General features: G+C 63.4%; 10 protein-coding genes and 2 pseudogenes. 7 read left to right on the top strand and 5 right to left on the bottom strand.

The annotated features are described in order from the left end of the window. Positions 1 to 241: 241 nt before the first annotated feature. A complete protein-coding gene (locus Pla175_RS27165; protein ID WP_391527841.1) occupies positions 242 to 766 on the top strand; it encodes a putative immunity protein in 525 nt (174 codons plus the stop codon). Positions 767 to 900: 134 nt separating this feature from the next. Here Pla175_RS27165 and Pla175_RS26585 read toward each other — a convergent pair. Beyond that, positions 901 to 1,411, bottom strand: a pseudogene (locus tag Pla175_RS26585) (IS630 family transposase); the annotation flags it as partial. Between the two features lie 56 nt (positions 1,412 to 1,467). Between Pla175_RS26585 and tnpA the strand changes: the two are divergent. Further along, positions 1,468 to 1,914, top strand: a complete 447-nt coding sequence (gene tnpA, locus Pla175_RS14725; RefSeq protein ID WP_145286440.1) for an IS200/IS605 family transposase — start codon at positions 1,468 to 1,470, stop codon at positions 1,912 to 1,914. A gap of 69 nt (positions 1,915 to 1,983) precedes the next feature. Here the strand turns inward: tnpA and Pla175_RS14720 are convergent. Beyond that, a pseudogene (locus tag Pla175_RS14720) lies at positions 1,984 to 2,499 on the bottom strand (IS630 family transposase); the annotation flags it as partial. Positions 2,500 to 3,044: 545 nt separating this feature from the next. Between Pla175_RS14720 and Pla175_RS26080 the strand changes: the two are divergent. After that, on the top strand, positions 3,045 to 3,200 hold the full coding sequence (locus Pla175_RS26080) for a hypothetical protein (RefSeq protein ID WP_197526848.1): 156 nt from the start codon (positions 3,045 to 3,047) through the stop codon (positions 3,198 to 3,200). 177 nt (positions 3,201 to 3,377) lie between these two features. Here Pla175_RS26080 and Pla175_RS14715 read toward each other — a convergent pair whose 3' ends face one another. Together Pla175_RS14715 and Pla175_RS14710 are read right to left on the bottom strand one after the other, a co-directional pair. Then, positions 3,378 to 4,487, bottom strand: coding sequence for a hypothetical protein (locus Pla175_RS14715; protein ID WP_145286434.1), 1,110 nt, complete (start codon positions 4,485 to 4,487; stop codon positions 3,378 to 3,380). 135 nt (positions 4,488 to 4,622) lie between these two features. Further along, on the bottom strand, positions 4,623 to 5,312 hold the full coding sequence (locus Pla175_RS14710; RefSeq protein ID WP_145286430.1) for a PEP-CTERM sorting domain-containing protein: 690 nt from the start codon (positions 5,310 to 5,312) through the stop codon (positions 4,623 to 4,625). A 971-nt stretch (positions 5,313 to 6,283) separates the two neighbouring features. Here Pla175_RS14710 and Pla175_RS14705 point away from each other — a divergent pair. The 4 genes from Pla175_RS14705 (at position 6,284) to Pla175_RS14690 (ending at position 11,159) form a co-directional block, all read left to right on the top strand. After that, a complete protein-coding gene (locus Pla175_RS14705; RefSeq protein ID WP_145286427.1) occupies positions 6,284 to 7,330 on the top strand; it encodes a DUF1559 domain-containing protein in 1,047 nt (348 codons plus the stop codon). Next, a complete protein-coding gene (locus Pla175_RS14700; RefSeq protein ID WP_145286423.1) occupies positions 7,320 to 7,742 on the top strand; it encodes a hypothetical protein in 423 nt (140 codons plus the stop codon). Before Pla175_RS14705 ends, Pla175_RS14700 begins: the two co-directional genes overlap by 11 nt. 586 nt (positions 7,743 to 8,328) lie before the next feature. Then, on the top strand, positions 8,329 to 9,927 hold the full coding sequence (locus Pla175_RS14695; protein WP_145286420.1) for a dockerin type I domain-containing protein: 1,599 nt from the start codon (positions 8,329 to 8,331) through the stop codon (positions 9,925 to 9,927). Continuing rightward, positions 9,912 to 11,159, top strand: a complete 1,248-nt coding sequence (locus Pla175_RS14690) for a S1/P1 nuclease (protein WP_145286417.1) — start codon at positions 9,912 to 9,914, stop codon at positions 11,157 to 11,159. Before Pla175_RS14695 ends, Pla175_RS14690 begins: the two co-directional genes overlap by 16 nt. A gap of 469 nt (positions 11,160 to 11,628) precedes the next feature. Here Pla175_RS14690 and Pla175_RS14685 read toward each other — a convergent pair whose 3' ends face one another. Continuing rightward, positions 11,629 to 12,078, bottom strand: coding sequence for a hypothetical protein (locus tag Pla175_RS14685; RefSeq protein WP_145286414.1), 450 nt, complete (start codon positions 12,076 to 12,078; stop codon positions 11,629 to 11,631). Between the last annotated feature and the right edge of the window lie 32 nt (positions 12,079 to 12,110).

The raw sequence follows: 12,110 nt of genomic DNA, 5'->3' as shown, positions 1-12,110 counted from the left end.
CACCCAAGAAAATCGCGAAAAATGCGGCGTCCGGCGCCCAGCCGACGGACCTCGCCGTCGGCCTCGAGGAGCGCTACGCGGGGGCGTCCTATAACGCAGAAAGCGGGGTGACGACGAAGCAATCATCAGCTAGAACTTGAACTATGACAAGTAGCTGACCGCGTGACAGGCCGCACGTTTGCCGCCTACAGGTGATAGCTAGAAACTTCCTACAGCCGAGTTTTCCTGCAGGCGGAGTTTGATGCGCGACAAGCGTTTCATCGCGGCCCATCGTGGCGGGCCACTAGCACTCATCGACCACCGGCTGCTTGCGGGCTGGGCCCTTGATTGCGCGGAACATTTGTTGCCAATGTTTCGGCGTCACAGTTTGGATTCTAGGCCGCAGCACGCAATCGAAATTGGAAGATCGTGGGTTCGGGGCGAGATTAAAACCGGCGTAGCACAGCGAGCGGCAGTTGCTGCGCACGCTGCGGCGCGAGAGACGACCGTCACAGCGGCTGTTGCGGTCGCGCGGGCGGCGGGTCACGCAGTGGCAACCGCCCACTTCGCCGATCACTGTTTGGGGCCGGTGATTTACGGTGCGAAGGCGGTAGAAGCCGCCGGCATGCCCGCTAACGAGGAGTGGGCCTGGCAACTTGCTTGCCTACCCGATTCAGTTCGCGCCTTGGTGATGTCCGGGCTGGAACAAAGGCGAGCGCAACGTCGGCTCGGGCTGCCGAATAACCACGCACTGCAACAGACCGGCCGAGCGAAACGGTCCTCGTAATTCCAACGCGGCTCGGTATACGGCCGGCCGGTGGATGCTAATCCGCTCCGCGAATGCGAACTTGGCCCGACAGCGGCCCACCGCTGCAATCACTGCAGACCAAGTAACCATCCCTTTCAAGCTAGTGTACTGCATCAATCAGACGTGACCTTATCGAGCGTAGCCCTGGCGCGTCGTACTTTGGCGAGGATCTCCTCTGCGGTCGCCGTCCATCTCAGGCCCTTCGCGTGGTTGTTGTGATCTTCGACGTACTGCTTGATCGCTTTGATCAACTGAGGCACGCTGCGGAATGTGCCGCGGCGGAGCCGCTTGTTGGTCAGCTCGGCGAAGAACCTCTCAACCAGGTTCAGCCAGCTGCTGCTGGTGGGGATGAAGTGCATGTGGAATCGCGGGTGACGCTTCAGCCAGCTTTGCATATTGGGGTGCTTGTGCGTCGCGCCGGTTCTCTTGTGGACGGGGGGCGGCGATCAGGTGCAGATCGAGCCCCGCCGGGGTCCGCGCGTCGATCTCCTTAAGGAAGGCGATCCACTCCTGATGACGATGCCGCTTCATGCACTTGTCGATCACGACTCCTTCGGCGACGTTCAGCGCCGCGAACAGCGTCGTCGTGCCGTGCCGCTTGTAGTCGTGTGTCATTGTCCCTGCGATGGGTCTGAAACCCTCGCCTTCAGGCGAAGCCTTTAGGTTCATATATTGGGTGGATGGAGAACTACCGCACGGGTGCGCATAGCCGCTATGACATCAAGTATCACTTCGTGTGGGTGACGAAGTACCGGAAGCAGGTCCTTTCGGGTGCAGTAGGCACACGGGTTCGGGACTTGGTGCGTGAGGTCTGCCGGACCAATGACATCGAGATTCTGCAGGGGTCGGTGTCGCTCGATCACGTGCACGTATTGCTGTCGTGCCCGCCGACACTCTCGCCGAGCAAGATTATGCAGTCCATCAAGGGGAAGACGTCGCGGAAGCTGATGATGGAGTTCAAGCACATTGAGAGGCGGTTCTGGGGTCGGCATCTGTGGGCGCGGGGCTACTTCGTGGCGACCAGCGGTAACGTGACCGACGAGGCTATTGCGGCGTACATCCGCGGGCAGGACGGCACCGAACCAAGCGATGGTGACGACCGATTCCAAGTTACTCCACCATCGTGAGTTGAGGACTTCAGTCCGAATCTCACGGAACGTCCAAACCCACCGGCTTCAGCCGGTGGTAGTTTAGTGTCCCGCCGAGGCGGGATGGATCGGCAGCCCCCTCTGCGTCCGGTTGAGCGCCTGGACCTGCGTCTTCTCGTCGACCGACAGCACGATCGCGTGCTCCGGCGGGTTGAGGTATAAGCCGACCACGTCGTGCACCTTCTCGGCGAAGTCAGGGTCGTTCGACACCTTAAAGGTCTTGACGCGGTGCGGCTGCAGGCCGTGCGCCCGCCACACGCGGGCGACCCGCGCGTCGCTCACCCCCAGCTCCGCCGCAAGCGAGCGGGTGCTCCAGTGCGTGGCCTGCTTCGGCTTGGTCTGGGTCGTGGCTTCGAGGATCCGTCGCGTCAGCGAGTCACGCTCGGGGCTGGGGCGGCCTGGCCGCGGGGCGTCCTTCTCGATCGCCGCCAGCCGACCCTCGGCGAACCGCTTCCGCCACAACCCGACCGGCCGACGCGCCATGCCCACCTGCTCAGCGATCTCCAAGTTGGTCTTCCCGGCCGCGGCCAACAGCACCACCTGGGCCCGCTTCACCAGCCGCATCGGCGTGCTGCGCCCGCGGCTCCACTTCATCAGTGTCTTCCGCTCGTCGTCCGTCAACGTGATCGCAACCGCTACCCGCATGGCCAAGGCTCCGTCCGGTGAGATGTGAGGCCTCATCATGCTACGCCGGGGGATCACTTTATGTTCACGCAATAGTGACGCAGTGCACTAGCAGCGAGCGGCTGCAGGTTCGATAACAGTGGTCGGTGCGCTCGGCAACATGGTTGAGCAATAGCTTCCAAATTCAGGTCCCATTTGTCCTGCAGGGCGACAGGGCGTACTACAGGACGACATGGCGAAGACGAAAAGCGCGGAACAGGCGGTTGAACGTGAGCGGCGGTCCGCGAGACGTTCACCAGACACGATGACGCTCAGAGATTACATGTCAGCCGACGCCGAACTCGATGCCGAGGTCTATCGCGACGCCGCCCGCAACCTAGGGCCACAGGGATACGCCGCCGAACAGACGCGGGTGTGGGCAATGCATCCCGAGGGACCGCAGGAGTTCCGAGCTGGGTTGTCGGGGGTGGCTGACCGTCTGTGCTATGGTCGACGACTCACCGGTGGCTTTCGGCCAGATCAACCCGCCAGATCCCGAACTGACCAACGAGCGGCTCCGGGGCGGCACACTCCGCGGCGTGCCGAAGTCGATCGAGACGATGAAGAAGCACGTCAACGATCATGAGACGGGAAAGGACTGAGACGGACGTCCACCACAGGTGGGATCCTCCCCAATACGCGTCAATGCGACGGTCGAGAAGGCTATGTCTGACTGATGCAGTGAACCAACAACCAAACAGGCCTAGCAAGCAAAGAAGCGGGCGTCGGGTTAGAGGCCCGGCGCCCGCTCGCGGTAGCAGTTCAATAGAAAGGCGGTCTCAGCAAGCTGCAAACCGACGAGAGCCGACGAGCGCCAGACCGGCCGATAGGGCGATCAACAGCGTGCTGGGCTCGGGGACCGACGATCCGGCGATGGCGGCGACCGCGGGCTGGCCAAAAGTGCCTTTCCAGAAACTGTAGTCGGCGCCGTCAACGGGGCCTGTTTGCGAGGGGTCGCGGTTGGAAAGTCCAGAGCCATCCAGGCCCAGGTTATCGCGCCAAACGGTGTAGTCGGCGGCGTCGACAACGCCGTCGTTGTTGTAGTCGCCCACCGTGCCGGCGCTGATGTCGTTGTCAGAAACCGTGAGGTTTCGAAACGCCAGGCCCTCAGCCGCAGCATCAGTTTGGCCCGTAAAGCGGACCGAAAGGGTCGACGATTGAGCCGCTCCAATTGAGCTGCTGAACGTACGGAACTCGTTGGTCAGCAGCGTGGAGTCGGCCTCTACGGGGTCGTTGAGCAGCACTACCGTGCCGGCTTCGAGGGTATAGGAAGCATTGTCGATGTCTTCTCTAACAACCGTCGGCAAGAAATCAACAAAGTTTGCACCGTCGAACGAGTATGAGAAGGCGAACATATCCGCCGTGCTCCCCGTGGCTTCAAAGTCTCCCATCGCGGCTAGGTCAATTCCAATCGTCAGCCCGCCCACCGCCGCGGACACGTCAAAGCTCCATGTCGCCGTGAACAGAGCGGTCTCCGTGACAGCCGTGCCTCCCGTGGCCGGTCCATTGGTGTCGGGGTTTACGGTGTCGCTGATGCCAAAGAAATTATCAAAATCGGTTGACTTGACGATCCCGACCATGTCCGTCGGAAATGTTCCGGCAGTATCGTCGAGCAAGGCAAATGCCGGATCGATCTCGATGGGGTCGGTACTCGGGTTGTCAACGTTAAAACGTGCTGAGTAGCCAAAGGTGTCGCCCGAGCCCGCGAAATCGACCCAGTAGGTATAAACCGGGGCGAGGAACCCCGTCGGAGTTCCGATCGAGAAACCTGTGACGTTCGTTTCGCCTGAGAGCGTCGGGGTTACCGCCCTTGCGAGTTCGACGGCGCAAACTGGGGTTGCAAACGCAAGGGTGGCCGATAGGCACCCAATAAGCTGAGCGAGCCTCATAATAGAATCTTCCTATCGTGCTATTTGAACCGAGCGGAACTGCAGTATACGAAGTTGCGGGATGACCTTTCTCCTTTAAAGCAGCCGCGGGGCTGGCGACCCGCGGCTGCAAACGATCGCTAGGACCTCTCGCCGTTAGCCAAGGCGATATCGCATCCCCACAACGCCGGCGACGCAGAGGGCCATCAGGGCGATGCTGGCGGGTTCGGGTACTGCAGCCGGGCCTAAGGTTTGACCGGTATTGACGGCGCCAGGCGTCGCAGAGCCGTCCGCAATCAGCGCCCAAGTGAAGTCGGCGGCAGAGGATCCGGCGCCGACCAGCCCAAGCGAGGTCAGGACGCCGTCGTCTGTCTCTGAGACGCCAATATCGACCGAAGTCGCGCCCATGGCGGGTCCATTCGTCGCCATGAACGAGCCTTCGTAGCTGAGGAACTCAACGACTGACGGCGTGACCGTATTAACGAGTGCGAGGCCGTCGGGCGCGCCGTTCTGAAGCCCGTTCGAGTCGGTGCCGGTGAAGACGAAGCTGTAGAACGTGACCGACTCGACACTTCCTGCGATCGGGGAAGTAGCGCCGACGGTGAATGCCGAGAGGGGCTGAGCTGTGCCGTACGTGGCACCGCCGTTGCCGTTGTAGGGCTGCACCGAGAAATCAGCGGGATTGAACGCGGGGCCGGACCGGACGGCGACTTCAACGAACTCGTTGGCGTCTGCACCGTCGTTGTCGTAATGGAACTCGTTGATCCAGATGTGGTCGGCCGCGGCGCCGCCGGCGAACGATACGAGCGCTGCGCACAGCGCAGCACAACTCAATTTCCCAAGCATTAGACTTTCTCCAGGTTAGGGGGGGCACCGGCAACCCTGGAGGGGTGAACCGGGGCGAGGCGGGGAGAGGGCGTGCACATCGCACCCTCAGCTGATGCCGGTAGACTAACGACGAATGCACCGGCGGGGAAGTAAAATTCGGGAAGTTTCACGGAATCTTAATCGCCGCCGGCTCTTTTTGCGGATGGCCGCCGTTCTGCCTTGCTGTTGCATTATTCACGGCAAGAAGCGTCGCGGCCGACTCGCGAGGGTATAGCGGTGAGCACTGCATGCAGTACGGTGCAATGGGCGATTACACTGGGTGGGACATGATCACCTGAGCGACGTTGCTCCCGCGCGTAGCTATTGTGCGGGCGGAGTTTCGCCCGCATTACGTTCTCTGACCCAGCCGCAATGCCGGGCAACCATGCGCGGCGTCGACGCCCAAAGCTGCGGCCCGGGCGCGCCTGCCCACGCGGATGTAGAACGCGGAAGATTGCAAAGGAAAGGGCAGGGGGGGTGGAGACACTAGCCAAGACCCGCAGCGACGCAGCGAACGACGGCCGTCGCGAGGTGATGTGCTACCCGAGGGCCGAGGATCGTCACGCGCCGCTGTACGACGGTTTTGGGAGGAGCTTGTTGACGAGACGGACCGTATCCAACGGCGTCGTGAGATAGGCTCGGTTAGGACGGGAAGTCTCACGGGTCGCGCGGATGACCCGCCGTCGGAGAACACGCCAAATAGTCTGCTCTTGGTGATTGCTTTTCAGGCAGGAGACAGGTAACCTCCTAGGTGGCGACGCAGGCTGCCGGAGAGTGCATTGCTTGCAAGGCCACGAGACGCGGCGGCGTCTTTGGAGTGAGGCTGCATGGTTGTCCCACCTGGATCGTAGCGTTCCCACCTAGACGATGAGCTTCGCGAGCCCCGCTCTGGCGCCCCGCCCAGTTCGATTGTGCGGTTGCTCAGTGTACCTTAGATCTTCCGAGTTTCTATGACATCCACGCTCACGGCGTGGCGATCTCGACAAGGCTTCACTCTGGTTGAGTTGCTTGTCGTCATCGCCATTATCGGCATCCTCGTGGCGTTGCTGTTGCCGGCCGTGCAGAGCGCCCGCGAAGCAGCTCGGCGCACCCAGTGCCTGAGCCAACTCAAGCAGTTGGGGCTTGCGTCGATCAACCACCACGACACGGCCGGCTCATTCCCGATCGGTCAAGAGATGCGGCCGACGAACAACTACACAAAGAGCACGTTCTTGATCGAGCTGCTCCCCTACCTCGAAGAGCAGACGGTCTACTCGCGGTGGGATTTTGAGACCTCTCTCGCGAATGTTTCCAACGACCCAGCGATCTCGTTGGCGGCGACCGAGATCGGAGTCCTTGTCTGCCCGTCCGACCAGTTTGAGTCCAAGCTGATTCAGTTTCGGACCGCGCCATCGGCATTTCCCTCCGGCAGCGCTTCCGGGAACGCGCCGGGCTACTACTCACCCACAAGCTACGCGGGCAACTACGGCACCGGTTCCTACTACCTCAAGAACTCGCAGTTCGCGATCAAGCCCAACGGCGTCTATTTCTTGACGGGGCCCGATGCCACCCTGAAAGCACCGCACAGCCTGGTGCAGAACCATCAGAATCTTAAGCCTATCAGGATGCGGAACATCACCGATGGCTCGTCGAAGACGTTTCTGATCGGTGAGAAGTATCACGCGGACCCTTTCTTCGACACGTGGACTTCTAACAACAGCGGGATGAAGATGCACGAGGTATCTCCGTGGGCATGGATGGGGGGGACCAAGGGGATGGCGGCGCTGTTCTGCTCCTCAGCAGTCGGCATCAACCTCTTGGCCGAGGATTTTCAGAGTTCAAGCAACAGCTTCTTTTCTCAAGACCGCCGCTTCAACGGTTGGGGCAGCGGCCATCCGGGGGTCTCTGGGTTCGTCAATTGCGACGGCTCTGCGACTTTCTTGGCGGAAGACATCGACCTAGTCACGCTTCAAAGCCTTTCGACCCGGGCGGGCGAGGAGGTCATCGATGCGCAGTAGCAGGGGGGTGCACCCCGCGATGCTGCTCGCGTCCCTGCTGCTCGCGGCGGGATGCAGCAGGGGGTTAAACGTCGGCCAAGTTAGTGGTCAGCTGCTGGTGGATGGCGCCCCCGCGCCCGAGGTGATGGTTCAGTTTGTGCCGGCCCAGGGGGTTGAGGGTCCGGCCTCATCCGGCCTGACCGATTCCGAGGGACGGTTCCAGCTGGAGTACCGCGAGCGGGGCAAGGGCGCCCATCCTGGGGCCATGGTCGGAAGCCACATCGTGACGCTCTCCGATCAACGGCTCGCTGCGTCGGCAGACGGGAGGGGTGTGAAGGTGCGGTTCGGGCCTGATTACACCACCGTCGGCACGTCTCCGCTCCGCCAAGAGGTGGCGCCCGGCGACCAGCAGGTTACGATCGAAGTCAAATAGCCGCTGCTGCCGGCGTTGATGTCGCAAACGTTCCCCGACTGGCGACCCACGCGTTTCGATGGTGGTGACGGTTTTCGGCCCCGGCCACAAAGCCCGCGCCTCACACGCACAGCTTGCGATCAGAGTCGTGGCGGGAGCGAGTTGCTCCGGTCCCGGCTGAACGCTGTGGTGTCCCGACCGCCGAGCGGGCTGGAGCTCGACGGGAAACACGCAGGCTTGTTCTCAGGCGTCAAGTTCGGGCATTTTCACGGCGAGTCACGGAAAGATCACCAGCAGCGAAGCGCAGGTTGGGCGACGTGTGAAATGGCGTCGCGTCAAACCGCATCCTCCTGCTGAATTCGGCCGATTGCTCGCCCTCGGCCCCGCGCCTGGTTATCATGCCCCAAGCCCAGCGGCGCGTGCCGCGCAGGCAATCCAGCGGCGGCACGACCGACACGACAGTCGCCTTGCGGAGTTCCGGAGGACCCGCTGCCTGCTGGCCGCGGGTAGCGGGCGGGGCGATATGTTCTGCGGAGCCAGCGGGCCCGACCTGCGTGCCGGCTACGGCGTTGACTGAACTATAAGAAGTAGAAAGAGGCGCAACTCAATGCGAGCGGTGGGATTCTTGACGCGGGTAGTCCTTTCCAAACCGCTTTGCATCGTTGCCCTGCTGCTCGCCGCCGGCGACAGTGACGCACAGCTGCGGATTGTCGACTGGAATACCGGCGGGGGCGCCCGTGCCGGAGTGTCGACCGTGTTCGCGGCGATTGGCCAGGAGTCGGTGGGGGGGGTCGCCAAGCCGATCGACGTGCTCAGCCTGCAAGAGCAGACCAACGCGGCCGCGACGGCTTCTTTCGTGAGCGTGCTGAACAGCCTCTACGGCGCCGGGACCTATGCCGCGGCCCCAATTCCCGCGAGCGCTGGGTCGACCGGCGCCGGGCTCCCCGGGATGGTCTACAACACACAAACGGTCGAGCTGATCGCCACGCAGGCGTTCGGCGAAGTCAATACCAGCAACCAGACCCGCTCAACGCTGCGGTATCAGCTTCGGCCCGTCGGCTACGACGCTTCGGCAGACTTCTACCTGTACAGCAACCACTACAAGGCCTCGACCGGCAGCTCCAACGAAGCCCGCCGCCTGATCGAGGCGACGGCCCTGCGTGCGAACCTCGACGCTCTCGGGCAAGGAACCTCCGCGATCTTGAGCGGGGACTTCAACATCCAGAGCAGTAGCGAGGCGATGTACCAGAAGCTGCTCTCGTCAGGGCCGGGCCAGGCGTTCGACCCGATCGCCAAGCCCGGCGACTGGAACAACTCTTCGGCTTTCAAGCAGGTTCACACCCAGTCCCCGGCCGACTCGCAGCAGTACCCCGGGCAGATCACCGGCGGCGTCGACGACCGCTTTGATTTTCAGTTGGTCACCGGCGAGCTGCTCGACGGCGAGGGGCTCGACTACCTGACGGGGAGCTACCGCACGTTCGGGAACAACGGCACGCACCAGCTCAACGGGAGCATCACCTCTGGCAGCGGCGCCACGCCCAGCGTGCTGTCGGCCCTGGAGGGCGCCAGCGACCACCTGCCGGTCGTGGTGGACTACCAGGTCCCCGCCGTGCTGGGTTACGCGCTGGATGCCCCCGCGGCTTCGTACTCCTTGGGGCAGGCAGCTAGCCTGTCGCTCACGGTGCAGAACATCGCCGATGTAGTGGCTTCGATTGGCGCCGACGAGCTCGACTGGGCCGTGTCACTCTCTGGGGGACTGAGCGGTGCGGCAAGCGGATCATTACTATCCGACGGGACCTCCGCGATGCTCTCGCTGGCTCTCGACACGAGTTTCGTGGGAATGCAGTCGGGCATCGTGACCATCAGCAGCACGAGCCAAGGCGTCGCCAATGGCTTCGCCCAGATCCCGCTGATTTGGGAGGTCGCCTCCGCGGTGATCGGGGACTACAACGGCAATGGCGTCGTTGAGCTGGGCGATTACGCGACCTGGAAGTCCGCTTTCGGCTCGACAATGGACCTCGCGGCGGATGGCAACTCTGACGGCGTGGTCGATGCGGCGGACTTCTCGGTCTGGCGAGACGCGTTGGCCGGGGGGTCGGCCACCGGCGTAGCAGGTGCGAGCGTGCCTGAGCCTTCGTGCCTGTTGCTCGGGCTGATCGTAGGGTCGTTGGCCACTTCCTGGGGAAGGACATGCGTCTGCTGCTGAAGGCCGTGCTACTGGGGCTCACCCTGCAACCCGCCTCGTGCCTCGGCTGGAACGGGCCCGGCCACAACGTGATCGACCTGATCGCGTGGGAGCAGCTGGACGACGTTACCCAGGCGTCCGCGGTGGCGTTGCTGAAGGCCCACCCACGCTATGAGCAGCACTTCCTCGGCAAGATGCCAGAGAACGTTTGGAGCGGCAGCCCGGCCGAGCAGGACCAGTGGCTGTTCGCCCACGCCGGGACTTGGCCTGACCTCGTGCGTGGCCGCTCGGACGTCGTCACCGACGATGACGTGCGGAGGTATAACCGCCCTACCTGGCACTACATCAACCTGCCGGTATTCCTGACCCCGAATGACCGAGCAGTGTTAGAGCCCGGTCTGAAGGTGAACCGGTCCACCGACATTCCCGCGGACCGGGACGCGTTCGCGATGAACGTGGTCCAGGCGATCGGCAACTCACTTCGGATTGTGCGGGACGAGGACGCCGCGACGCACGATCGTGCGGTTCACCTCTGCTGGGTGCTGCACCTGATCGGCGACGCCCACCAGCCCTGCCACGCGGCGGCGTTGTTCTCGCAAGTAAGGTTTCCGGGGGGGGACCGTGGCGGCAATCAGATCCCGACCAAGGGCAAGCAGAACTTGCACTCCGTGTGGGACGCGTCGATCCTGCCGCGGGCCGACTACAACCGCATCCGCAAGGAAGCCTTCGAGCTGTCGACCGGCGCCGAAGCGGGCGCCGAAGCGTTGAAGGTCTCCAGCACCGCGGACTGGCTCAGAGAGTGCCACCACCTAGCCAGCTCGGGGGTTTATACCGAACACATCCGCTCGATGGTCGCCGCTGCAGAGGGCAAGCGGCGCGACCTCGGCTCGGTGAACCCGCCCGATGACTACTACGCGGACGCCGGGAGGCTCGGCAAACAGCGGGCCGTTGCCGCGGGGTACCGGATCGCGGCCCAGCTCAACGGCCAGCTGGCGCCGCCCAGGGGCGCACAGGCGAGCCGGCCTGGCGTTGTCAGGCCGCAGGGTAGTCTCGTTGCTCCAGAGGCCATCACCCCGGTCCAAGGGCCCCCGAAGGCCGCGGCGGCGGCCGATCGCGGGCAGCCGACCGGGTTCTGGCTCAACACCAGCAGCGGGGTCCGCCACAACGCGAGCTGCCAGTCATACGGTACGACCAAGCGTGGCGATTACTGCACGGCGGAGGAAGGGAAGGCTTGCGGGATCTGCGGGGGTTAGAATTCGCAGCTACGACGGGCAAGCAACTGGTTCAATGACGGGACCACGCCCGACACTTGGGTCGGGAGGAGGAATCCATGGAATGGCAGTTTGCCAATGAATTGTTCCACCCGCAGTGAGACTCTTCCGTCGCTCCGTTGGCAACGCCCTCCGGGAACTCCAGCGGCAACGTCGGCTGCCGCAGCTTCAGGTTATGTTCTCGCCGCCGATGCCGGGCCTGGGCCATCTTCGAGCGGCGGAGGCGGCCTTCCGCCTATCCGCCGTGTGGCGTGAGGGACGGAGGGACTACAGTGGCGTGAAGGACGACACGAGCCGAGCGAATAAACCCGGCGAGCACAGCGCAGGGCATCGTGGGCGGCAACACCCCCGACGCTTTTTGTTTAGCGCCGCCGAGCACGTGGGGCCTGTGCTCGGTGGAAGGCCCGTGCTCGGTGGGGCCGGCGGACTTCGCGGCGCCCAGCGGCGCCGCTCAACGGGTCAGTTCGAGGTCGTACTGCGCTTGATCGGCCGTAACCTCCGCCGTGAGCGGCGAACTCACGGGGCTGGCGTAGCCGGTGGGGATCGGGCGGTTCTTGAGCGACTTGCGATAGACGGCCAATTCTCGCTGGGCGTTCTCTCCCATCAATTCAGGGGGAGCATCGCCTTCGCTTACGGTAATGCTCGTCGCCGCGGCACAGGCGCCCGGCTCGCCGTCACACGTCAGCTCGTAGCGACCCTCTTGGTCCGTCACTCCCGTGGCGATGTAGCCCGCCCCCTGATCGATCTGCGGGATGAAACGGACCTGGGCCATCGGGAGCGGCTGGCCATTGAGCGTCACGACCCCGCCGGCCGGCACGATTGGCGGAGGGGGGGGGCCGCCGCAGCCGACCGTCAGCGGGAGGGTGGCGATCAGCACCAGTGTTCGCTGCAGGCTCGTCATGCGTCGTTCAGAAGGTCCGTAGCGGGATCGGG

It is taken from the genome of Pirellulimonas nuda, assembly GCF_007750855.1.
GTDB classification, from domain to species: domain Bacteria; phylum Planctomycetota; class Planctomycetia; order Pirellulales; family Lacipirellulaceae; genus Pirellulimonas; species Pirellulimonas nuda.
The sequence above is the reverse complement of the archived record's forward strand: the minus strand, read 5'-3'. Positions and strand labels throughout refer to the sequence as shown.